The organism is Rhizobium sp. SEMIA4064, assembly GCF_003025035.1.
GTDB classification, from domain to species: Bacteria; Pseudomonadota; Alphaproteobacteria; order Rhizobiales; family Rhizobiaceae; genus Rhizobium; species Rhizobium paranaense.
Map to the genome: position 1 here is coordinate 616,711 of NZ_PYJN01000019.1, position 23,547 is coordinate 640,257.

A 23,547-nucleotide genomic window follows, 5' to 3' on the forward strand; every position below is an offset into this window, starting at 1 on the left:
GTGGCCGGCTATTTATCCGAGGTCCGTGACAGTTATTTGAAGGATTTTTGTCCCTCTCAGCTCATCCATTTCCGATGTTCCGCAAAACGCTCCGCGACGAGATCGATGAAGATCCGGGTTTTCGTCGGCAGATAGGTGCGGTTGGGATAGATGGCGTTGATCGAGAATTCCGCCGGCTTGTAGTCCGGCAGCATCCGCACCAACGCGCCGGAGGCCAGATCGTCCATGATGAGAAAGCTGGGCGCCAGGAAGACACCCTGCCCGTTCTGCGCCATATAGCGCAAGGTCTCGGCACTCGTCGTGACGATATTGCCGCCGACCTTCACATCAATCTGTTTCTCGGTCTCGGTGAAAAAACGCCAGTCGTCGCCATAGGGGTAATAGGAGTAACGCAGGCAATTGTGGCTCGCGAGATCGGCAGGCTCCGTCACGGCGGGATGCGTCCGGAGATAGTCCGGCGAGCAGACGAGTACATGCCGCCAGGGCGTCAATCGCCGTGCTACCAAGCTGGAATCGGGCGGCATCGTCGTGCGGATGGCGAGATCATAGCCTTCTTCGATCAGGTCGATCATCCGTTCGCCGATGCTCAAATCGACCGTCACGGAAGGATAGAGGCTCAGATACTCGCTGATGACGGGCGACAGGAAGCGGGTGATATGCGTGCTGGTGTAGAATTTCAGTGTGCCGCGCGGCGTCGAGGTCGCAGCGCCCGCGGCGCTGTCGGCTTCCTCCAGATCGGCGAGAATCTGGCTGGAACGCTCGTAATAGAGCTTGCCGGTTTCGGTGAGGCTGACCTTGCGCGTGGTGCGGTTCAGCAGTCGCACGCCGAGGCGATCCTCCAATGATTGTATATGGTTGCCGACCATGGTGACCGACATGTTGAGACGCCGGGCCGCTGCCGAAAACCCGCCGCATTCCACCACGCGCCCAAACACCTGGAGGCTCGTCAGCCTGTCCATATTGACCCTCGATTATCCGCTCTGAGTTGATGATCCTTCCCGATTTAAGCACATTATCACGCGACGCGTCAGGGAGCATTCTCCAGGCAACGAAACACCGGCCTCCGCCCAGAGGTCGAGACCATGGAGAGAGACAATGGTTGAGTTGCCGCGCAAGGAACAGTTCGTTCTGGAAGCAGATGTCAAAACCCCCGCCGTCGCCGAGGCTCCGGTTACTGGAACCCCCGCCGCCGAAACCCCGAAGAACAAGTCGGGCAGCAAAATCGTCAAGCGCTCCATCATTGCCGTCGCATTGCTGGCCGGCGCCGCCTTCGCCGGCAACTATGGCTATCATTACTGGACGACCGGCCGCTTCATCGAATCGACCGACGATGCCTATGTGAAGGCTGACTACACCACCATTGCTCCGAAGATTTCCGGCTACATCGCCGAGGTGCTGGTCAACGACAACGATCACGTCAAGGCCGGCCAGGTGCTCGCCCATGTCGACGACCGCGACTATCGCTCAGCGCTGACCCAGGCCCAGGCCGACGTCAAGGCAGCCGGGGCGGCCGTTACCAATCTCGATGCGCAGATCGCCCTGCAGCAATCCGTCATCGACCAGGCCAAGGCCACCATCGTCGCCTCGCAGGCGTCATTGACCTTCGCCGAGGCCGATGCCCAACGCTCGCAGAACCTTATCCGCAACGGCGCGGGCACAACGCAGCGCGCCGAGCAGAGCCAGTCTGCCCGTGATCAAGCCGCAGCCAATCTCCAGCGCGATCAAGCCGCTCTCGTTGCCGAACAGAAGAAGATCGCGGTCCTTCAAACCCAGCATGACCAGGCCGTTGCCCAGCGCGACCGCAGCGCCGCCGCCGCCCATCAGGCCGAGCTCAATCTTTCCTATACCGAAATCGTCGCCCCCGTAGGCGGCACAGTCGGCGCCCGCACGCTGCGGATCGGCCAGTTCGTCACGGCAGGTACGCAGTTGATGGCCGTCGTTCCGCTCAACGCGGTCTATGTCGTCGCCAACTTCAAGGAAACGCAGTTGACCTATGTCCGCCCCGGCCAGCCGGTCGAAATCAAGGTCGACAGCTTCCCTGATGCCGCCATCAAAGGCCGTGTGGACAGTGTATCGCCGGCAAGCGGCCTGGAATTCTCTCTGCTGCCTCCGGACAACGCCACCGGCAACTTCACCAAGATCGTCCAGCGCATCCCGGTGAAGATCACGCTCGACGATGCAAGCCTTGCCGGCCTGCTCCGCTCCGGCATGTCGGTCGAACCCGAGATCGACACCAAGGCCGCAGTTCAAGGCGGACACTGAGACGAGGGATTATCCAGCCAGACTGGATGATCCTTCCCTTCCTTCCTCGATTATCACTTGGACCTCCCCGTGAGACTGTCTCTCCCAGAGAGCCAGAGGAGAAACGTCATGGCTACGCTTCAGATCGCCACAAATAGCAATTCCTCCGCAAAACCCGTGCCCTTCGCCGGTGGCGCGGCAACCATGAGCCCATTGAAGATGTGGACCGCCGTCATCGGCTCCACCCTCGGCGCCTTCATGGCGGTCCTGAATATCCAGATCGTCAACGCCTCGCTCGCCGACATACAGGGCGCGATCGGCGCCGGCACGGATGACGGCGGCTGGATTTCGACCTCCTACCTGATCGCCGAGATCGTCGTCATTCCTCTGACCGGCTGGCTCGTCCGCGTGTTCTCGGTGCGCACCTATCTCCTGGTCAACGCCATCCTCTTCCTCATCTTCTCGGTCGCCTGCGCCTTCGCCGCCAACCTCCAGCAGATGATCATCCTGCGCGCCATTCAGGGCTTTTCCGGCGGCGTGCTGATCCCGATGGCCTTTACCATCATCATCACGCTGCTGCCCAAGGCCAAGCAGCCCATCGGCCTTGCCCTCTTTGCGCTGTCGGCCACCTTCGCGCCGGCCATCGGCCCGACGATCGGTGGCTATCTCACCGAGAACTGGGGTTGGGAATATATCTTCTACGTCAACCTGGTTCCCGGCGCGATCATGGTCGGCATGCTCTGGGCTTCGCTCGACCGCGCGCCGATGAACCTTGGCCTACTCGCCAAGGGCGACTGGCCCGGCATCGTCACCATGGCGATCGGCCTCGCCGCGCTGCAGACCGTCTTGGAAGAAGGCAACAAGGACGATTGGTTCGGCTCGCCCTTCATCGTCCGCCTGTCGGTCATCGCCGCCGTCTCGCTGACCCTCTTCCTGATCATCGAGCTGCGCGCCTCCCATCCGCTCTTGAACCTGCGCCTGCTGTTGCGCCGCAACTTCGGCTTCGGCATCGTCGCCAACTTCCTGCTCGGCATCGCGCTCTATGGCTCAGTCTTCATCCTGCCGATCTACCTGACCCGCATTCAGGGCTATAATTCCGAGCAGATCGGCATGGTGCTCGCCTGGACCGGCATCCCGCAGCTCCTGTTGATCCCGCTGGTTCCGCGCCTCATGAAGCGTATCGACCTGCGCATCATGATCGTCGTCGGCTTCGCCCTCTTCGCTACCTCGAACTTCATGAACATCTACATGACCGCCGACTATGCCAGTGACCAACTGTTCTGGCCGAACATCGTCCGCGCCATCGGCCAAGCTCTCGTCTTTACCCCGCTGTCGGCCATCGCTACTTCGGGCATTGAAAAAGAAAATGCCGGTTCCGCCTCGTCGCTCTTCAACATGATGCGCAATCTCGGCGGCGCGGTCGGCATCGCCATGCTGCAGACCTTCGCCCAGAAGCGTGAACAGTTCCATTCGAACATTCTGACGGACTCGGTCACGGTCTTCGACGAAGCCACCCGCGCCCGCATCGCACGACTGACTGCCTATTTCATGAACCAGGGCGTCTCGGACGTTGCGACCGCCCAGCACAAGGCCATCGTCGCCGTCGCGCTGCGCCTGCGGGAACAGGCCAATATCATGGCCTACAGCGACACCTTCTACTTACTCGGCATCGCGCTGGTCGCCGCGCTTATCGCCAGCCTGTTACTCAAGAAACCCGGCCATATCGAAGGCGGCGGCGCTCACTAAGCGCCGCGCCCCCGCCCCCAAGGAGATACGATCATGACCACCGTCAAAACCCGCCAGGCAGCAGCTTCATTGTCTGATCTTCTCGATATCGAAAATCCTGTCTCCGAGCGGGGCGCCATCAGCCCGGCCGCCATCCTCGCCCTCATCGAATGGCTCTCGGGCGACGAGGCCCACGCGCTGGATGAGGCCGGCCTGACCTTCGGCCTCGGTCGTCGCCTAAGGAGCCTCGGCCTTCCCCTCGACCGGCTGAGCTTGCATCTCATGACCCTACATCCGGAAATCCTCGGCCGCTCCATCGCCTGGTCACCGAACGAGCCTGTACAGATCCGCGACCGCGAGCATGGGGCCATTACCGAGACGTTCCTGCACAGCGCATTATGGAAGGCCATGAACACCCGCGACATCGTCATTGCTGGCCGGGGCGACGATGGCGACCGGTGGGAACAGCTCGACACATTTGCCGGCCGTGGTCTGGTGGAACTGATGATCGTGCCGCTCTGCAATGCCGACGGTCCCGTCAGTGCTGCCTCTTTCGCCACCAAACGTCCCGGCGGCTTCACGGCATCGGAACGGCAACTGATCGAGCGCATCATGCCGTCGCTGCGCAATGCCTGCGAACTGCGGACGCTGCGCCAGGTCGAGCTCAGCCTGCTCGATATCTACATCGGTCCGATGACGGCGCAGCGCATCCTCGCCGGCCATATCCGCAAGGGCGAGATCGAGACCATGGAGGCCGCGCTCATGCTCTGCGACCTCCGCGGCTTTACCGAACTTTCCAACCGCCTGCCCGGCGAGCGGGTGCTGGAGCTGCTGAACGTCTATTTCGACGCTGTCGTGCCGGCAATCGCCCGCGAAGGCGGCGAAGTCCTGAAATTCATGGGCGATGCCGTTCTCGCGGTTTTCCCCGGCTACGATGCAACCCGCTCCAGCGATGCCGCGCTCGCCGCCGCCAATACCATCCTCGCCCGCCTCGAAACGCTGCATTTCCCCGATGCCCGCCTGCAGGCCGGCATCGCCCTGCACTATGGCGAAGTCAGCTACGGCAATATCGGCTCAGGCCGCCGCCTGGATTTCACCGTCATCGGCCCCGACGTCAATCTCGTCAGCCGGATACAGGGCGTGTGCAGCGATAGCGGCGAGCCGCTGCTGATGTCAGAGGATTTTGCCAAGAAGCTCGGCTATCAACCGAGCATCTCGATCGGCAGCCGACCGCTCAAGGGATTTGACGAAGAAATCGAGCTGTTTGTGCCACCCATCCGATGACGTCTATCCTGCCTCAGAGCGAGGATATCCCCATCGATTGCGGCAGTGAGACTGCTGACGCGGATGACATATTAGCGATAGGACATTTATATCACACCTGGACTCAATTTGCTGCTTTCGCGCCACTCTATCTAGGATAGTGGTCCGAAAATTGGTAATCGTCACTGGCATCGGTCTGAGAAGGGGCCGGTTGTTGTGAGGCTGGGGCGTAGCAACAATGCATCATGGTGCGGGGTCGGAAGACTATTTCAGGCTGAGCACGCCAGCGTCTGCGCTGGAAGCTGTCCTATGCAAAAACGGAATTGCCCTGGACTGTCCCGAGACGGCTGGGGGCCGTGCCGGTGAAGCCGGTTTCGTGCTTGGCCTGCAGCGTCAGGAGCCGGCGCTGGACCGGATAAAGCTCGGCGAATACTTCGTTCCCGTCATTCCCTTTCCGCAAGGCACGATAGGGCTTGCCAGCCTCATCCTCGACCCGCCGGGCAAGATGCGCCGCGAGGAAACGACCAATATCTATCTGTCGCGCCGGACCTTCGACCAGATCGCCGACACGCTTGGCACTGAGCGTATCATCGAACTTCCCCTCGCGCCCGGCATCGCCAGCGGCGACACCGTCATCGAAAACCTGTTTTCCTGCCTGACCCCGGCCCTCGAACAACCGGATCGCGTCAGCGCATTGTTCATCGATCATGTCGGCAAGGCCTTCAATGCCCATATCGCCCAGCGCTACGGCCGCATGCAGATGACGCGATCCACCGTGGTCGGCGGCCTGACGCCTTGGCAGTTGCGCCGCGCCCGCGACACGATCAATGCCCGATTGGATCAGGATGTGTCCCTGGCGCAGCTTGCCAGCGACTGCGGCCTCTCCACCAGCCATTTCGCCCGCGCCTTCGCGCGCAGCACCGGTATCCCGCCGCATCGCTGGGTGATGCAACGCCGCGTCGATCGCGCCAAGGAGCTGATGCGGGCAGGAATGCCGCTTGCCGAAATCGCGCTGATGTGCGGTTTTTCGGATCAAAGCCACCTGACCCGCGTCTTTTCGCATTCCGTCGGCCTCACGCCGGGGCGATGGCGGGAATCGCAGATATCGGCCACTTTCGATATGGCACCGATTACGGTTGTTTGAGAGCCTCCTTCTCCCCTCGGGGAGAAGATGCCCGTCCTTCGACAGACTCAGGATGGCGGATGAGGGCGCGGCGCAAAAGCGCCGCACCATTATCTGTCAGATTGCCTTTAACGCCCGCTCACCCCGCGCTACCCATAACGGGGTTGAGCCATGGGTCTCAACCGTCCTTCGGACTCCCGATGGGGCGAGGGTAGGTCGAGATGGCGCCCTCAGTTGCCGCCGCGCACGCCATCCAGCAGATGCGGCAGCGACTTGACGCCGTCATCGCGAAGCTCGACCGGCAACAGCCCCTCCGGCAGGTCCTGGTAGGATACCGGGCGCAGGAAGCGGCGGATAGCGAGCGTGCCGACCGAGGTCGTGCGGCTGTCCGATGTCGCAGGGAACGGGCCGCCATGCACCATGGCATGGCTGACTTCGACGCCGGTTGGCCAGCCATTGGCGAGAATGCGGCCGACTTTGCGCTCCAGCACCGGCAGCAGCTTGGCGGCAACGGCATGGTCATCCGCTTCGATCTGCAGCGTCGCAGTGAGCTGACCCTCGAGCTTTTCCGCGACCGCGATCATCTGTTCGATGTCCTTGCACCGCACCAGAAGGCTTGCCGCGCCGAAAACTTCGTGGCCCAGGCGCTCATCAGCCAAGAAAGGCTCGACATCCGTCTCGAAGAAAATGCCGGGGCTGCGATTGACGCCTTCGGCCGGTGCGCCGTGAGCCACGGTCTTGACCGCGTCATGCTCTGCCAGTGCGGCAACGCCCTTGTCGAAGGCAGCGTGAATGCCCGGCGTCAGCATCGGTGCCGGCGCGCGGCCGGTAAGGGCATCGCTGGCAGCCTGCACAAAACGGTCGAGATCGGGGCTTTCGATCGCAAAAAGCAGGCCCGGATTGGTGCAGAACTGGCCCGCGCCGAGCGTCAGGGAGTCGATGAAGCCCGTGCCGATCGCTTCCGCGCGAGCCGCAAGCGCTGCCGGGAACAGGAAGACAGGGTTGACGCTGCTCATTTCCGCATAGACCGGGATAGGCTCCGGCCGGGCTGCGGCGATTGCACCAAGCGCCACACCGCCAGCGCGCGAGCCGGTGAAGCCAACCGCCTTGATATGCGGATTGCGCACCAGCGCGGCACCGGTCTCATTGGCGCCGGTCAGGAGCGAGAAGGTGCCTTCCGGCAGGCCGCAGGCAACGACGGCGGCGCGGATGGCGCGGCCGACCAGTTCGCCAGTGCCCGGATGAGCAAGATGGCCCTTGACGACAACAGGGCAGCCAGCGGCCAGCGCCGAAGCGGTATCACCACCGGCAACCGAGAAGGCGAGCGGGAAGTTGCTGGCGCCGAAGACGGCGACAGGGCCGAGCGGGATCTGGCGCAGGCGCAGGTCCGAACGCGGCAGCGGCTTACGCTCCGGCAACGCCGGATCGACACGCAGGTCGAGCCATTCGCCCGAACGAACCACCTGCGCGAACAGCCGGAGCTGACCGACGGTACGGGCGCGCTCGCCCTGAAGGCGAGCGACCGGCAGGCCGGTTTCTTCGGTGGCGCGCTCGATCAGCGCATCGCCGATCTCCATGATATTGGTCGCGATCGTCTCCAGGAACGTCGCGCGTGCCTCGGGGCTGGTGGCGCGATAGATATCGAACGCCTTGCCCGCCAGCTCGCAGGCGCGGGCGACCTCCGCCTCGCTAGCGATTGCGAAGGCTGGTTCCAGATTCGCGCCGGTCGCCGGGTTGATGGCGCGCACGGATTTGTTGTCGCCGGTCGAATCCGCGCCGATCAGCAGATCGCCGCTAATCACAAAAGACTGTGTCATGGGTATTCCTTGATGATGCCAGGGCGCCGGGAGTTGCGCCCCTCAGAAGCAGATAGCAAGATGAAATGACAGATGTAAGATGATAACCGTCATCTAAATATCAAGCCTTATCCGGGGAGATAAAGCGGCTGCGACCTTATGCACTGCAGCGTTTCGAAATCAAGGATGCTGCTGCACGCTTAAACCGCCATCGACGGTCAGGCAGGTGGCATTCATGAAGGGGCATTCGTCGGAAATCATGAAAACGGCGGCGAGCGCGATCTCCTCCGGTGTCGCGATGCGTCCGCCCGGATGCAGCCGCATCGTTTCCGCCCTGGCGGCTTCAGGGTCGGGAAAGCTGTTCCAATAGTCGATGACCTTCTGCGTCGCGACATAGCCCGGCGCCAGCGCGTTCACCCTGACACCCCTAGCCGCATATTCGAGCCCCAGCGATTTTGTCATGCCGAGCAGGGCATGCTTGGCAAGCGGATAGGGAAAGGTTTGCGGGATGATGGTGAAAGCATGCGTGGAGGCAATGTTGAGGATCGCACCACCGCCCCCTGCAATGATGCCGGGCAGCACTGCCTTGCAGCAATTCCAAGCCCCCTTGAGATTGATGTCGAAACAGCGCTGCCACTCCTCATCGGTCGTCGCCAGCGGTTCGGAGAAAACATTCACGCCGGCATTGTTGATCAGTGCATTGAGTTGACCAATCTCCCTGCCCGCCTGCGCCACCACAGCCTCGATCTTTGCGGCGTCAGTTATGTCAGCCGCCGCATAGCCGAGCACAGCACCCGCCGCCTTCAACGCTTCCGCCTCGCGCGTCAACAATGCGTCGTCCATATCGATCAGGAATAGGGCCGCACCTTCCGCAGCACAGGCCTTGGCAATCGCAAGGCCGATACCCTGCGCCGCGCCGGTGATCAGGATACGCTTGCCCGAAAGGCGGTTGCTCATGGGGGTCCCTTTCTTGAACTGAAAACCGCTAGGCGATCGTTTCCGGGCGCAATTGCAGGCCAGCCGTCATCGCCTCGCCCGGCTCCAGCACGGTGAGATCGCCGAGGTCCGGCAGGTTCTGGCCGTTTGCGAGATGCGACATCGGTTCGAAACAGAAATAGTCGCGCTGGAAACCCGGATCGAAGCCGGCATCCGAAATGAAAATGAAATAGTGCTTGAGCCGCCGGTCCGCCGTCAGATGCAGCCGCGCATCATGCTCGGGCCAGGCGATCTCCGCGACACCGTTCCATCCTTCGAAACCGTTATTGACCCAGCGATGCGGCAATCCGCGCGCTGTTGCGAAATCGAGGTCGCCGGGAATATCCGCCGCCTCTCCCGGCAACCAGCCCTCCACTTCCGTCCAGAACCGCCGCGCCGGCGCCTTGAGGGTCGTGGCAGGTGTCATTGGGAAGTAGGGATGCCAACCCAGGCCGAAAGGAAGCGCCTCCGCTCCAAGATTTCTGACGTGAAGATGCATGTCGAAGCGATCGTCACGAATGGCGAAGCGTTGCCGCACCTCATAGACGTAGGGCGTGCCATCACCTTCATGCGAAAAGCCGAATTCTACCTCGCTGCCGCTTCGGCTGAGAACAGCCCATTCGGATTGCCAGCCTTCGCCATGCAGATAGTGAGAATCCCAGTCCGTATTGGGCTTGAGGACATAGTCCTTGCCGCGGAAAGTGAAGCGATTGCCCATCACCCTGTTGCCGAAGGGAACGAGCGGATAGCAAGCGGAGGAGAGCGCATCTGCGTCATCGGATCGCGCTTCACGCAGCAATGGCAGACGCATGCCGTTTCTCTCCCACCAGAGGCCCAGCACGATGCCGCCGCGTGTGGAAAGCCGTGCGGTCAAGCTGCTGCCCGTGAGCTCCACCACCGTCATCTCCAGCCCTTGTCCTCCATGTGCATGGGTGAACTCGGCAGGGACGGTAGTTTTCATCATATTTATTGTCAACATAGGTAGTATTTATATAGAGTCCGCGTTGGGATCGCCGTGCTTGGTGATCGCGTAGGGAACAACCGGAGAGGCGGCGTGAGCGGCGGCAAAACAAGGGGAAAATTGACTGCGGCAATGCCCGGGCTTTCGGAGGGCGGCAAGCGCAGCGTGCGCGAAGCGCTGCTGCAGCGCTTCATCGACAAGATCATCTCTGGCGAAATGGCGGAAGGATCGACGCTGCCGAACGAGACGGAGCTGACCGAGCAATTCGGTGTCAGCCGCACGAGCCTGCGCGAAGCCATGCAATATCTGGCGGCCCTCGGCATGATCCGCTCGCGTACCCGCGCCGGCACCACCGTGCTGCCGCGGGAAAACTGGAACTATCTCGATCCGCTCGTGCTCGACGCCACCCTGCGGCTCGGCAATGACGAGCGTTTTCACGCCTCGCTGATCGAGGCCCGTCAATTGCTGGAACCCGCCGCCGCTGCCCAAGCCGCCGCCAACGCCGATGCTCACCACCTATTCCGCATATCGAAAGCCTTCGAGGAGATGGTGGAGGCCAATGCCCGCGACAGCGAGGCCTGGAGCCGGGCCGATCTCGAATTTCACACCGCGATCATCCGCGCCAGCGGCAATTGGGTCTATCTGCAATTCGCCACCGCCATCCGCGCAGCACTGCTCGCCAGCTTCCGCCTGACCAACCGTGCCAGCCCGTCGCATGAACAGGCGATCGCCATGCATCAGGACGTATTGGAAGCCATCCGCATGCGCCGCCCGGACGAGGCCCGCAGCGCCATGGAGCGCCTGATCGGCGTTGCCCGCGAGGAGATTTCGTATGCGTTAAGGAAAGCCCGGAGTTAGCCGTATGGTATTGCGGCCAAGTTCATGCCAATTTACCGGCCACCCGAAAGACTGAACGCGGCCAAGTCCTCATGTCCATTGCGCTTCTCGCCGATCCGATCGTCCAGTTCTGCATCTTGGTGGTCATCGGCACATTCATCAGCCGCTACCTGCTCCGCCACCGGCGCGCCGGACGGTTGATCGGACAGATTGCATTTTTCATCAGCCTGACCGCGCTTCTGCTCTATCATGGCATCATTCCCTACGAGCCGACCCCGCCGCAGCCGCAGGACACGGTGACGTTGCGGGTCTTCACGGGCTTTGCCAAGATCGTCTGGTGGATCAACGGCGCCTGGGTGCTGGTCGCCTTCGTGCGCCTGTTCCTGATCTTTGAGCGCAAGCCACGCGAAGCAAGGCTGCTGCAGGATCTGGTCGTTGGCGTGATCTATCTCGGCGCGGCACTCTCCGTGGTCGCCGATGTCTTCAGCGTACCGGTGGGAACGCTGATCGCGACCTCGGGCGTCTTCGCCATCATTCTCGGTCTTGCGCTGCAGAGCACCCTTAGCGACGTCTTCTCCGGCATCGCGCTCAATCTCGGCAGGCCCTATTCCGTGGGCGATTGGGTGGTGCTCGACAATGACGTCCAGGGCCGCGTCGTCGAGACCAACTGGCGGGCCACGCATCTGCTGAGCGGCACCAACGACCTCGTCGTCATCCCGAACAGCGCCCTTGCCAAAAGCCGGATCACCAATCTCTCAAGCCCGGACGAAAGCCACGGCGTCACCATCACCGTCCGCCTCCAGCCGACCACGCAGCCGAAGGTCATCGCCGATGTCATGCGCAACGTGCTGATCAGTTGCAACACGATCCAGAAGACGCCCGAGCCCAGCGTGATGATCAATTCGATCGACGGGCAGGCTGTCGAATTGCAGCTCAATTTCCGCATCCGTGACATATCGCAGATGACGGCCGCCAAGAATGAGATCAACGACCTCATCTATCGTCATTCCAAAGCAGGCGGGTTGAAGCTCGCGGGCCCACCCGACGCGATCACCATGCCGTCGGAATCTCAGGCCGAGGCGGCCAATGCCGCCCAGCATCCCGGGACGCCGTGGCGGCTGCTCAACAATATTCCGCTGTTCTCCTCGCTCACCGAGGATGAGAAGGAGCATCTGGCGTCGCGTATGCAGCGCCGCACCTATCACAAGGATTCCGTCATCGCCGAACAGGATTCGCTGCTGCGCGCGCTGACCATCGTGCGTTCGGGCGTTGTCAGCGTCACCCGCCGAGAGGCGCAGCGGCAGATCGAATTGACGCGGCTCGCTCCCGGCGACTATTTCGGCGAAGGCGGCCTGCTGATGGGGTCCGGCGAAGTCGGCACGATCCGCGCGCTGACCTTCGTGGTGACCTACGAGATCGGCGAGGATTGCCTATCGCCTCTGCTGCACGACCGTCCTTCCATCGCCGAAGAGCTAGGGACGATCATGTCGAAGCGCATCGAAGCCGAACGCCATCTCTTCAGCAGCAGCGACATGTTGGTCAACGGCGCACCGATCGGTACGCTGACCTCGCGCATCAAGCATCTGTTTCAGCTACAACACGATTAGTTAGTTGGACTGCGTCGGAGGTATCGTCACAGGCGGCGCCGTGAAGAATGTTCTGGCGTCTGCGGTGAATTGTTCGCGCGATGTCGGCCGCGTGTAGAACATGTGCCCGCCGCGATAGAGCTTCAACGCCACGCGGTCGGCAAAGGCCGGCGGCATATGATCGAGCACATATTTGTTGACGCTGAAGGGTGTGATGAGGTCGCTATAGCCCTGCGCCACCAGCAGCCGGAAAGACGGAACGAGGGTCAGCATCTCCTTGATGTCATCCGTCGCGCTTGCATGGAGGCGCGAACCGCCGTTACGGCCGCCCCAGTTCCAATGCTCGTTCACCGAACTCGACAGCAGATTGTAGGTCATGTCGGTATGAAAGCCGAGTTCGTCACGCGCATAGCTCGAAAAGGCACCGCCATAGGCCCGAACGAAGCCGTCGAGGACGGGATCATCACTGCGGCCGGCTTCCGATTCCGGATAAGGGTCCGGCGCCAGGAACGAAGCGTCGTAGGAGCTGACGATATCGGCGCCGTCACCATCGGAATGTTTCTGATACACCCCGCTGAGAAAGCCCTGGTTCTTGGCCACGATATCTTCGGGAATGCCGGTCAGCTTGGCAACGTGATCGTAAAAAGTGCGCCCCGCATCGCCGGTCGGGGGCGGACCTGCGAGCGTTGGAAGATATTCGTGCAGAGCAAATTTCTGGGCGTCTTCGACCGCCTGCTCGCTGAAGGCATTTTTCCGCTCCAGTTCGGCGGCCGCAAGCGACGGCAGTTCGAGCGCCGCGCCAAGCGCTAAGTCGTTCGCTCCGAAGACGAGCCGCCCTTCAATCAGCGGCGACAGCATGACGATACCGGAAATCAGGATGCCCTGATCCTGCCGCAGGCTGGTGGCGACTTTCGCCGCGCGCAGCCCGCCATAACTTTCACCGAGAATATATTTCGGCGAGGCGGCGCGTCCGTTGTGGGCGATATAAAGCGCGATCGCCTTCGCAAGGCTCTCGGCATCTCCGCGCATATTGTAGAACTCATTGGCATCATCCTGCTTGACCGTTCGGCTCCAGCCGGTGCCGACCGGATCAATCAGGACAAGGTCGGTGAAATTCAGCCAGCTATGGGGATTGTCGACCAGTTTGGCATTGGCACCGTCGCGCCCGCTGGGGCCGAAATCGAGAATGCGCGGTCCGACCAATCCAAGACTGAGAAAGGCCGAGGCGGCGCCCGGGCCGCCATTGAAGACGAAGGTGATCGGCCTGCCGGCATCCCGATTCTTGGCGACATAGGCGGTATAGAAGATTGCTGCCGTGCGTTCGCCATCCTGGCCGAAGAGATCCAGCGTTCCCGCCGTCGCCGTATAGGGAATGCTTTTACCATCGGCATTCAGCACATGATCGCTAACCGCATCCGATGGCAACAAGGAGAGAACGCCGCCACCACCTCCTCCGCCGGAGTGCCCCTGTTCCGGCGGCGCGGCAAGGGCGAGCGTCGAGACGAGAGAAAAGACCAGCGCAAGGCTCGGAACGAACTGGCGAAAAGACATGGGAACGCATCCTCCATCGGCCCCGCGTATCGACGCCGTCGCTTCGGATACTATTCCACCGACAGCGAAGGCGGAAACTCAAGAGATGTTGATCGTCGATCCGCCTGCCGCATCCCTTTGAAAGCAAAAGGCCATTGAGCGCCATCAGGCCATTTGCCAAAGTGCCGCCTCGGGGAAACGAACATTCAAACCAGACCGCAAGGAATTTGATGATGAAACACGATATTGAAATCAACGCCGCCGATGGTGTGGCGAAAGCCGCCATCTTCCGCCCCGACAACGGCGCCTCCGCCGAGCGCGGCATCATCTTCTATATGGATGCCATGGGTCCGCGCCCAGCGCTCTACGACATGGCGCAGCGGCTGGCCGATGGCGGCTATATCGTGCTGCTGCCCGATCTGTTCTATCGCTTCGGCGCCTATGGCCCGTTCGACGGTACGGCCTTCGGTGATCCGGCCTCCCGCGAAGTGATCATGGCGATGCTGCGCGGCACGTCGCAGGAGATGACCAAGCGCGACAGTGCCGCCTTCCTCGACGCGCTGACAGCAGCCGGCGCCACCGGACCGGTCGGCACCGTCGGCTATTGCATGGGCGGCGCCCGCGCACTGACGGCAGCCGCCGCCTATTCCGACCGCATCGCCGCCGCCGCTACCTTCCACGGCGGCAATCTTGCCAGCGACGCGGCAGATAGCCCGCATCGCCTGGCCGCCGATATCAAGGGCCGCGTCTATATCGGCGTTGCCGGCGTCGACAACAGCTTCCCGCCAGAGCAATCCGCTCGCCTCGCCGAAGCGCTCCGCACAGGCGGTGTGGACCATCTGATCGAGAACTATGTCGGCATGGCCCATGGCTGGACCGTTCCCGACCACGGCGTCTATGACAAGACCGGCGCCGAACGGCACTGGAAGCGCCTGTTGAATCACTTCCAAGAGACGCTGGCTTGATGTCAGCTCCCTTTTCCCAAGAGAGGAAGGCGGCTGTCAGAACTTGATCATGTCGATCTTGGTCAGCGTCGTCTTCTGTGAAACGCCTGGCGCATTGACCATGTGCCAGGCGACATATTGCTCGCCGTAGAGCTCGGTGGACGACATACCGTCGACGGGAAGGATGATGTTCATCCCGTTCAGCGCCGCATCGGTTGCCGTATCAAGAACTGCGCCTTCGGACGCCGTGCCGGTGACGATCACGGTCTTGATGCCCTTATCGGCGAGTATGTTGCGGAGATTGGTGCCGATGAACTTGTCGGGACCAGACTTGACGATCGGATCGCTTGCCAGCGGCGCAAGATCCGTGGCGATGTCCTGGGGTTCGCCCGCACCGGCGAGGCTATAGACCACGAGCACGTCCTTGCTACGGGCCTCATCGAGCAGCGTCTTGACCTTCGGCACGGAGGCGAGGCAACGCGGTTTGGTGTTCTTGTTGCACGGCCCCTTGGCCGGGTTCTGCGCGCCGTTAAAATCGAGGATCAGCAACGCCGTCGTCTTGGGATCGACTGTCACCGGCTTCAATTCCGGCGCCGCCGGCGGCTTCACCTTCTGCCAATCGTCGATGATGGTCTGGGCGGAAGCCGGCGTTGTGCCGAAGGGGCCGATGGCCACGCTCAAAGCAATGAAGCCAATGCCGAAAGCGAAGGCTGCCTTTTGCACCATACTACCGATATGTCTCATGAAATCGCTCTTCTGAACTCCATAGGTTCCGTTGGCCCGACGCTGCAACCTAGATAGGTCAAACCTCGGAGATTGATAACGAAACTCTTCGTGATCCCGGCGTTGTCGGACGGAACATCCGAAGGCGGGAACTTGATGCGGACGACCGACTTAGGAGCCGGCCTGTTCCCCATGTTCTCCAGGCCCGATCGTGGTGTCGCCGCGCTGCAGCTTGCCGAGCAATCTTTGTAAAGCATTCTTGATCTGTTCGATCTCTTCCGAGCCGGCAATTTCCGCCCAGCGTTCGTCAACCAGACGACCGGTCGCCATGGCGATCGGCCGCACGCCCTTACCGCGTTCGGTGAGGAACACCAGCCGCCCGCGTCGGTCGTTGGGGTCTGGGCGGCGCTCGACATAGCCCAACCGTTCGAGTTCCTCGACCGCCTGCGTCATCGTCTGCTTGCGCACATGGGCGAGCTTGGTGAGTTCGCTGACCTGAATGCCCTCTGGGCGGGCAAAGGTAAAGACGTTGGCATGCGATGGACGAATATCGCCGAACCCGGCTTCTTCCAGCGCCGCTTCGACAGCCTGTGTCCAATGCTGATGCATGAGGCGCAGTAATAAGCCGAGGGGCGGATGAGAGGGAGCGCATTTTTCCATGATGTAGACAGGCTCCTGACTATTATGATAGATAGACAGGCACCTTACCATTTCCGCTGAAGAGAGGATACCCCATATGCCCTCCATCAATGTGCTGGATTCAACGATCTTCTGTGAGGATGCAGGGACTGGAACACCCTTCGTCTTTCTCCACGGCAATCCCACCTCCTCCCATCTCTGGCGACATGTCTCTCCGAACATCGGGGCACCCGCACGCCGTCTCGCGCCCGATCTCATTGGCATGGGCCGCTCGGGCAAACCGGATATCCCCTACCGCTTCGCCGATCACGCCCGCTATCTCGACGCCTGGTTCGACGTACTTGAACTTACCGGCGTCGTGCTGGTTGGCCACGACTGGGGTGGCGCGTTGGCCTTCGACTGGGCAGCCCGCAATCCCCACCGGGTGCGCGGCATCGCGTTCATGGAAACCATCATGCGACCGCTGACCTGGGACAACCTGCCGAACGCGCGACCGCGTTATGAGGCGCTGCGCTCGCCGGCCACCGGCGAGGCCAAGGTTCTTGACGAGAATTTCTTCATCGAGCAGGCGCTGCCGGCTACCGTCCTCAATGGATTGAGCGACGAGGATCATGCTATCTATCGCGCCCCCTACCCAACCCGCGAAAGCCGGCGACCGCTATTGGAATGGCCGCGCGCAATGCCGATCGAAGGCGAACCCGCCGATGTGGTCACCCGGATCGAAGCCTATGACGCCTGGCTGGCGGCGAGCGCGGATGTCCCGAAACTGCTTCTAACCTTCGACGGCCCGGCAGAAACCCTATTGATTGGGGAGAAGATGACGGCCTGGTGCCAAGCGAACGTCGCCAATCTGGATATCGAAAATTGCGGCCCGGCCCGCCATGTCGCGCCAGAGGATCAACCCCAGGCAATTGCCACCGCCATTTCCCGATGGGTGGATCGCCACCAACTACGCTAGGAGATCCGCTCTCGCTTGCGGCGAAACTTTTCAAAAACAATCCATCGTTGACAAATGACACCCAGACCATAATCTCCGCCTAAGCGCTTGTGATCCCACATTCTTTCGGAGATGAAGATCATGCTGGCGAAATGCATGAGACGACCGGTTCTGGCAGGCCTCATCCTTTGCGTCTCGGCATACATAGCCGCCGCTGCGCAAGCGCTCGACCTTATCGCTCAGAAGGGAGCCGTGAGGATCGGTTATATTGCCGACGAGGCACCGTTCTCTTTCCAGAAAAAGGACGGCAGCCCCACGGGATACGCCATCGATCTCTGCGGCAAGATCGCCGATGAAATCGGCCGCAATGTTCCCGACGCCAAGCGGGAATATGTCGAAACCACACTTGCCGACGGCTTCAACGCGGTGAAAAACGGCCAGATCGACCTTCTCTGCGGCGCCACTACAATCAATCTCGCTAGGCGCGAAAGCGTCGATTTCTCCCAGCCGATCTTCCTGACTGGTGCGAGCGCGCTGCTGCGCAAGGATTCGCCCGAATATTTGCAGATACTCTTCCTCGACAAGCGCCCCGTTCGTGCGGTCGACGCGCGATCCCCCTCAGCGAGCACCATCGGCGTCCGCTCCGACACGACCACCGGCGCGACGCTACGAGAAGCGCTCGGTCCCGATGTACCGAAGACCCGGGTCGCCGATTTCGCGACGCATCAGGACGGGCTCAAAGCCCTCGAAGACCATCGGATCGACGCCTATTTCGCCGACCGGATCCTTCTGATCAGCCTCGCCGCTCATGCGCGCAATCCTTCGGCCCTCGCGATCGGCAACCGCCTGTTCACGCATGAACCCTATGGCATCGCATTACGGCGCGACGATTCCGCTTTCCGCCTTCTCGTCGACCAGGCGCTCACCGCATTCTATCAATCCGATGATTTTCCGAAATTGCTGAAGACCTATTTCGGAGACGAGGCGCCTATTCTGCGTAGCGAAATATTGATGCAGTCCGTTCCGCAATAGGGCCAGCCGTCGTCTGAACGGCAAGCACCTCCATGGTGCTCACCTACAGCGTGGCCACCGGTCCATTCGCTTTTTTCCAGGCGGCGATGCCGCCCTCGATGTGGCAGGCGGTTGTCAGGCCAGCGTCCTGGGCCGCTTGTACGGCCATCGCCGAGCGCTCGCCGAAGGCGCAATAGAACACGATCCGCTTGCCAGTGGCCGCTGCCAACTCATGCAGCATGCCGCCGTCGCTGAGGTTTTCCAGCAAATCCGGATAGGGTGCGTGCAGCGAGCCTGGGATCGTTCCGTGCTTTTCGCGCTCGCCCCTCTCCCGCAGATCGACGATCGCGATATCCGGACGGCCGCGCAACGCCAGTGCCTCGGCCGCCGAGACGGCCCAGCCTTTGCGCGCGATCTCATCCTGATGAAAGCCGACATGCACATTGGCCGGCACAGCCACATCCATCATCTTCGGGTTGGGAAGTTTCAGATTGTTCATGAGGTCGGCATACTCGTCGGCCGACCGAACCTTGAGGCGTGGATTGAACATCTTCTCCTCGCCGATGGTTGAAACGGTATCGCCTTTATAGTCATGGGCCGGATAGACCAGCGTCTCGTCCGGCAATTTCAGAAGCTTGTTGAAGATCGAATCGTACTGCTGAAGCGGATTGCCGTTCTGGAAATCGGTGCGGCCGGTGCCGCGAATGAGGAGCGTATCGCCCGTGAACACACGGCCGCCCATCAGGAAGGAATAGGAATCGTCGGTGTGGCCCGGCGTATAGAGCACGTCGAGGCTCAAACCTTCGATAGAGACCCGATCGCCTTCCGCCACGCGCATGGAAACGACATCGGCAAGGGTCTGCTCACCCATCACTGTTATGCAATGGGTGCGGTCGCGCAGCGCACCCAATCCGGTGATATGGTCGGCATGCAAATGCGTATCCACGGCCTTGACCAGCTTGAGGTCAAGCTCATGCACGAGCTGCAGATAGCGATCGACTTTCTCGAGCACGGGATCGATGATGAGCGCCTCGCCGCCCCGCCGGCTGGCGATGAGGTAAGTGTAGGTGCCGGATACACTGTCGAAGAGCTGGCGAAAGATCATCTGCGGCTCCCTTGCGCAAGTCTTGCCCAGGATCAAATCTTTTCCTTGGTATAGTTATTGTCCGTTTTAGTAATTTAGGCAACGACAAACGATGACGGAAATCTTCCCGGAGAAAGCGTTGCACTGATGCTTGGATTTTCTCTTGCAGGAACGCGCTTAACTTAAGGGAAGCCGAGCAGGACTTTGAATGAGGTGGCAAAAACAGTCGTCATCGAATCTGCCGGCATGACCGAATTGCAACGATCGGCAAAGAAAACCCCGCCACTTTGGCGGGGATAGAGAGGTGCTTCAAGAATTATCATGATAATATCATAATACTTTCGCGCGCCCATAAAACAAAAAAGCGCCCACCTGCTAAGCGGTGACAGGCGGGCGTCAAATATCCAACGAATTGAAGTTAAACGATAATCAAATATCGTCAATAGCTAAATAAATTTACCTAAATTTATCGCCTATGTGACAGCATAGAGCGATATTACACTATCATCTGACATGTAGATGAAAGCATTGTGTGCCGCCCAATGAAAAAGCCCCGCCAATCGGATGAGGCGGGGCAAGGGGGGAAAGCTCCCTCAGATATGAGAAGGGAGCGGCGGTAATAAATCAGGACTATTCGAACCGCACGAGGTCAGTTCCGACCAATGCGGTACGGTGCGCATGAAAAAGCTGTGGCAATCCTCGAGTCCTACGGGCGGGACATCACGCCGCTCTTCGCCCTTTTTGCGGAGAAGACAACCGCCACATCAAGGGGCATGATCTACCGCGATGCAGTTGCCGGCACGCGCCTTGATCGGCGGATCAATGGCCGATCTCGCAGAAAGCGGCAAAGACGTGTAGAATTTTGAACTCAGGCGATACGCTTCACGCTGTTTGTAGGCATCCGGCAACGTGGGTTGGGGGGACATGATGGCATCGACTATCGCTTCGCAGCTACAATTTTCCGCAGAGCCGTCATTCCGATGACGGACAGTCTGGCATTCCGTCCGCGCGGGCTGACCCGTATTTTCCGCGAGGAATGGTTTCTGGCGATCAGCATTCTGACCTGCCTGGTGATCATCAGCTCCGAAGATGACCTGTTTCGGCAATTGTCGGACCCGGTTTGGCTCGCAATAACTTTCTTCGGGCTTTTTGCCGCCGTGCTTGGTTCCGCGCTTTCGGTTGTCCGCCATGCCGACCACCTCGCGGAACGACTTGGGGAGCCTTACGGCACATTGATCCTGACGCTCGCTATTACTTCGATCGAAGTGATGGCCATTTCCGCCGTCATGATCCACGGCGAGAACAATCCTACCCTTGCCCGCGATACGCTTTTTGCGGTGATCATGATCATCCTCAACGGCATGGTGGGATTATCGCTGCTGTTCGGCGGCTGGCGCCGACCGGAGCAGTCCCACAATCTGCAGGGCGCCAACGCCTATCTCGGCCTTATCGTGCCTCTGGCGACGCTAAGCCTGATCTTGCCAAGTTTTCTATACGGCACCGGAGGCCCGCATCCTTCCACGCCGAGACAGGTGGTGCTCGGAATCATGTCAGTCGGCCTCTACAGCATATTCCTGATGCTTCAGGCGGGCCGTCATCACCATTTTTTTGCCGAGGAGGGCGAAGCACCCGTCAAACGAGCCGTCCGTCCCGGCCGCAAGGCGATATGGTATCATACCGTTATGCTGTTCGCTTATATGGGGCCGGTGGTCTTCCTGGTCGAAGAACTCGCCAAGCCGATCGATTACGTGATTGAAACCTTGCGCGCCCCTGTCGCCTTCGGAGGTGTCGTCATGGCCGTGCTGGTCGCCACACCGGAAGCCATCAGCGCCGTGCGCGCCGCCGCCGCCAACCACTTGCAGCGTTCGATCAATATCTTCCTGGGTTCGGTCCTCTCGACGATCGGGATAACCGTCCCAGCCATGCTCGCCGTCAGTCATCTCTATGCGCATCCCGTGACATTGGGACTTGAAGGCGGCGATCTCGTTATGCTCATCCTGACGCTTGCCGTCAGCATCATCACCTTCTCCAGCGGCCGGACCCATGTCATGCAGGGTGCCGTTCACCTCGTCCTTTTCCTGTCTTACGTGCTGCTCATCTTTCAGCAGTAAGGTTGACATCATCCTGGTCCAGGGCCACCCACATGACCATCGAGCTTCTGATCGCAAGATATGGCCTGCTGGCAATTTTCCTGGGAGCCGCCATCGAAGGGGAGACCATGGTGATCCTGGGCGGTGTGTTTTCGCATCGCCACCTCATGACCTATTGGGACGCTGCCGGGGCCGCCTGCGCCGGTTCCTTTATCGCGGACCAGACGCTCTTCTTCATCGGCCGCTATGCCCGGCACTATCCGCGCGTCCAGAAAATCATCGCGAAACCGGCATTCGCACGCGTCACGCATCTTCTGGAGCGCCATCCCACCGGCTTCATCTTTTCCTTCCGGTTCATCTATGGTTTGAGAGCGATCAGTCCCATCGCCATCGGAATGTCCGGCGTTTCAGCGATAAAATTCGTCATGATCAACGCCGTCGCAGCCTTGGTGTGGGCATCGCTCTTCACTGGAATAGGCTATCTCTTCGGACAGGGCATCGAGCAGACGTTCGGCCATCTGCCGCTTCACCACCACGTCCTGATTGCCGCCGGGATCATTGTCGTCCTGCTTCTTATCATGATGACATTCCGAAAGAGCCGCCGGCCTGCATAATCAGCGTCGGCCTTCACCGGTGAAGCTCATACGAATTGCAGATCAAGGGGCTATTGCAATTTTCAGCAATGCCGCTTCATAGTGTCACATACCTTGATCCATCGGCGCCTTTTGGCCGCCGGCGAGGTGCGCATGAAGACTGGAACTCGCAAGTATGGGGGGTGTCAGGAATGCGTGGAGGATTTTCTCAAGGTCTACAATTTTGCGTCGTGCTTCTCAGCACGATTTCCCTTCAAGCATGCGACGGCAGTAACAATACATATGTTGCCCCGCCGCCGCCGAAGGTGCGCGTAGCGCTTCCATTGCAGCAGACCGTCACCCGATATTTCGAACTGACGGGCAATACCGCGGCAATCAATTCCGTCGATATCGAAGCGCGCGTCCAGGGCTTCGTCGAGTCGATCGACTATCGGGATGGCATGCCGGTGACAAAGGATACCCAGCTCTTCGGCCTTCAGCGCAATACCTACCAAGCCCAGGTCGATCAGGCGCAAGCAACCCTTGCCTCTGCCCAGGCCTCGCAGGTCGGTGCCAATCAGGAATACCAGCGGCAGCTCAATCTCAGCAAGCAGAGCGTCACGACGCAGACGGCCCTCGACAGCGCCAAGGCGACGCTTGATCAGGCAAACGCAACCATCCTCAATGCCCAGGCGAGTCTCGATCTTGCGGTGATCAATCTCGGATATACGAAGGTGCTGGCACCCTTTGATGGCATCGTAACCGCCCATCTCGTCGATGTCGGCGCGCTCGTCGGCGTGTCCGGCCCGACCAAGCTCGCGACCATCGTCCAAACCGACCCGCTCTACGTGAACTTCAACGTCAGCGAGCCGCAGGTGCTGATGATCAAGCAGGCCATGGCAAAAGAAGGTCACACCTTCAGGCAAACCGACCTTCCGACCATTCCCTTTGAAATCGGCCTGCAGAGTGAGACCGGTTATCCCTTCAAGGGTCACCTCGATTATGCCGCGCCGCAGGTCGATTCCTCCACCGGCACTCTGTCCGTGAGAGGCATCGTCGACAACAAGGAACGCGCCCTTCTCCCGGGTCTTTTCGTACGTGTGCGCGTTCCCGTCGGGCACGACGACAAGGCGCTGCTGGTGCGGGACGATGCAATCGGCACCAACCAGCAGGGCAGCTACGTGCTGGTCGTCGGAAAAGATGACGCCGTCGAGCAGAAGCTGGTGAAGACCGGCCAGCGCGAAGGGCCTCTGTGCGTCATCGAATCCGGGCTTGACGCCGGTGATTGGGTGGTGACGGAAGGCATTCAACAGGCCATCCCCGGCAACAAGGTCGCACCGGAGAAAGTCGCACTGGACGCGGTCGCAGCAGCAAGCACGTCGAACAATGGCGCGCTCGCAATCGATGTGCCCAAGCCCGATGCGCAGAAGGCCGACACAACCCAATCTGACGCAACAAAGTCTGATACGGCCAAGTCCGACACGCCATGAACTCGCTTTCGTTCTCACGC

Annotated in this window: 20 protein-coding genes; 12 read left to right on the forward strand and 8 right to left on the reverse strand. The window is 60.6% G+C overall.

The window, feature by feature from the left end:
* Positions 1 to 56: 56 nt before the first annotated feature.
* Positions 57 to 959 (reverse strand): LysR family transcriptional regulator, encoded by a 903-nt coding sequence (locus C9E91_RS16695; protein WP_107109371.1) that lies wholly within the window; start codon positions 957 to 959, stop codon positions 57 to 59.
* Between the two features lie 136 nt (positions 960 to 1,095).
* On the opposite strand from C9E91_RS16695, the gene C9E91_RS16700 reads away from it, so the two are divergent.
* The 4 genes from C9E91_RS16700 to C9E91_RS16715 all read left to right on the forward strand — a co-directional run bounded on the left by C9E91_RS16700 (position 1,096) and on the right by C9E91_RS16715 (position 6,373).
* A complete protein-coding gene (locus C9E91_RS16700) occupies positions 1,096 to 2,262 on the forward strand; it encodes an HlyD family secretion protein (RefSeq protein ID WP_107109372.1) in 1,167 nt (388 codons plus the stop codon).
* A gap of 108 nt (positions 2,263 to 2,370) precedes the next feature.
* Positions 2,371 to 3,987, forward strand: a complete 1,617-nt coding sequence (locus C9E91_RS16705; protein ID WP_107109373.1) for a DHA2 family efflux MFS transporter permease subunit — start codon at positions 2,371 to 2,373, stop codon at positions 3,985 to 3,987.
* A gap of 33 nt (positions 3,988 to 4,020) precedes the next feature.
* Complete coding sequence (locus C9E91_RS16710; protein WP_107109374.1) at positions 4,021 to 5,250, forward strand: adenylate/guanylate cyclase domain-containing protein; 1,230 nt, start codon at positions 4,021 to 4,023, stop codon at positions 5,248 to 5,250.
* Between the two features lie 217 nt (positions 5,251 to 5,467).
* Entirely contained in the window at positions 5,468 to 6,373 is a 906-nt protein-coding gene (locus C9E91_RS16715; RefSeq protein WP_107109375.1) for an AraC family transcriptional regulator, read from the forward strand.
* A 209-nt stretch (positions 6,374 to 6,582) separates the two neighbouring features.
* On the opposite strand, the gene C9E91_RS16720 is transcribed toward C9E91_RS16715, so the two are convergent.
* From C9E91_RS16720 to C9E91_RS16730, 3 genes are all read right to left on the reverse strand, one after another.
* Entirely contained in the window at positions 6,583 to 8,169 is a 1,587-nt protein-coding gene (locus C9E91_RS16720; RefSeq protein ID WP_107109376.1) for an aldehyde dehydrogenase (NADP(+)), read from the reverse strand.
* A gap of 159 nt (positions 8,170 to 8,328) precedes the next feature.
* Entirely contained in the window at positions 8,329 to 9,105 is a 777-nt protein-coding gene (locus C9E91_RS16725) for an SDR family oxidoreductase (RefSeq protein ID WP_107109377.1), read from the reverse strand.
* A gap of 28 nt (positions 9,106 to 9,133) precedes the next feature.
* On the reverse strand, positions 9,134 to 10,084 hold the full coding sequence (locus C9E91_RS16730; RefSeq protein WP_331371032.1) for an aldose 1-epimerase: 951 nt from the start codon (positions 10,082 to 10,084) through the stop codon (positions 9,134 to 9,136).
* A gap of 132 nt (positions 10,085 to 10,216) precedes the next feature.
* Here C9E91_RS16730 and C9E91_RS16735 point away from each other — a divergent pair, with 132 nt between their 5' ends.
* Both C9E91_RS16735 and C9E91_RS16740 read left to right on the forward strand, forming a co-directional pair.
* Positions 10,217 to 10,942, forward strand: coding sequence for a FadR/GntR family transcriptional regulator (locus C9E91_RS16735; protein ID WP_107109379.1), 726 nt, complete (start codon positions 10,217 to 10,219; stop codon positions 10,940 to 10,942).
* Between the two features lie 71 nt (positions 10,943 to 11,013).
* Positions 11,014 to 12,528 (forward strand): mechanosensitive ion channel family protein, encoded by a 1,515-nt coding sequence (locus tag C9E91_RS16740; protein ID WP_107109380.1) that lies wholly within the window; start codon positions 11,014 to 11,016, stop codon positions 12,526 to 12,528.
* On the opposite strand, the gene C9E91_RS16745 is transcribed toward C9E91_RS16740, so the two are convergent.
* A complete protein-coding gene (locus tag C9E91_RS16745) occupies positions 12,529 to 14,058 on the reverse strand; it encodes a S10 family peptidase (RefSeq protein ID WP_107109381.1) in 1,530 nt (509 codons plus the stop codon).
* A 212-nt stretch (positions 14,059 to 14,270) separates the two neighbouring features.
* Between C9E91_RS16745 and C9E91_RS16750 the strand changes: the two genes are divergently transcribed.
* The gene (locus tag C9E91_RS16750; protein ID WP_107109382.1) at positions 14,271 to 15,002 is read left to right on the forward strand and encodes a dienelactone hydrolase family protein; all 732 of its coding nucleotides are present in this window, start codon (positions 14,271 to 14,273) and stop codon (positions 15,000 to 15,002) included.
* 36 nt (positions 15,003 to 15,038) lie between these two features.
* On the opposite strand, the gene C9E91_RS16755 is transcribed toward C9E91_RS16750, so the two are convergent.
* The gene (locus C9E91_RS16755; protein ID WP_107109383.1) at positions 15,039 to 15,725 is read right to left on the reverse strand and encodes an isochorismatase family protein; all 687 of its coding nucleotides are present in this window, start codon (positions 15,723 to 15,725) and stop codon (positions 15,039 to 15,041) included.
* 150 nt (positions 15,726 to 15,875) lie between these two features.
* The gene (locus C9E91_RS16760) at positions 15,876 to 16,364 is read right to left on the reverse strand and encodes a MarR family winged helix-turn-helix transcriptional regulator (protein WP_107109384.1); all 489 of its coding nucleotides are present in this window, start codon (positions 16,362 to 16,364) and stop codon (positions 15,876 to 15,878) included.
* A 76-nt stretch (positions 16,365 to 16,440) separates the two neighbouring features.
* Here C9E91_RS16760 and C9E91_RS16765 point away from each other — a divergent pair, with 76 nt between their 5' ends.
* Together C9E91_RS16765 and C9E91_RS16770 are read left to right on the forward strand one after the other, a co-directional pair.
* Positions 16,441 to 17,301, forward strand: coding sequence for a haloalkane dehalogenase (locus C9E91_RS16765; RefSeq protein ID WP_107109385.1), 861 nt, complete (start codon positions 16,441 to 16,443; stop codon positions 17,299 to 17,301).
* Positions 17,302 to 17,421: 120 nt separating this feature from the next.
* Positions 17,422 to 18,312, forward strand: coding sequence for an amino acid ABC transporter substrate-binding protein (locus tag C9E91_RS16770; protein ID WP_107109386.1), 891 nt, complete (start codon positions 17,422 to 17,424; stop codon positions 18,310 to 18,312).
* 43 nt (positions 18,313 to 18,355) lie between these two features.
* Here C9E91_RS16770 and C9E91_RS16775 read toward each other — a convergent pair whose 3' ends face one another.
* Positions 18,356 to 19,396 carry an MBL fold metallo-hydrolase gene (locus tag C9E91_RS16775; protein ID WP_107109485.1) on the reverse strand — a complete coding sequence of 347 codons (1,041 nt, stop codon included), beginning with the start codon at positions 19,394 to 19,396 and terminating at the stop codon, positions 18,356 to 18,358.
* A 959-nt stretch (positions 19,397 to 20,355) separates the two neighbouring features.
* Between C9E91_RS16775 and C9E91_RS16780 the strand changes: the two genes are divergently transcribed.
* From C9E91_RS16780 to C9E91_RS16790, 3 genes are all read left to right on the forward strand, one after another.
* On the forward strand, positions 20,356 to 21,486 hold the full coding sequence (locus C9E91_RS16780; RefSeq protein WP_107109486.1) for a calcium:cation antiporter: 1,131 nt from the start codon (positions 20,356 to 20,358) through the stop codon (positions 21,484 to 21,486).
* 32 nt (positions 21,487 to 21,518) lie between these two features.
* Positions 21,519 to 22,079: a DedA family protein gene (locus tag C9E91_RS16785; protein WP_107109387.1), complete on the forward strand. Its 561-nt coding sequence runs from the start codon at positions 21,519 to 21,521 to the stop codon at positions 22,077 to 22,079.
* 170 nt (positions 22,080 to 22,249) lie between these two features.
* Complete coding sequence (locus C9E91_RS16790; RefSeq protein ID WP_107109388.1) at positions 22,250 to 23,527, forward strand: efflux RND transporter periplasmic adaptor subunit; 1,278 nt, start codon at positions 22,250 to 22,252, stop codon at positions 23,525 to 23,527.
* The last annotated feature ends 20 nt before the right edge of the window (positions 23,528 to 23,547 follow it).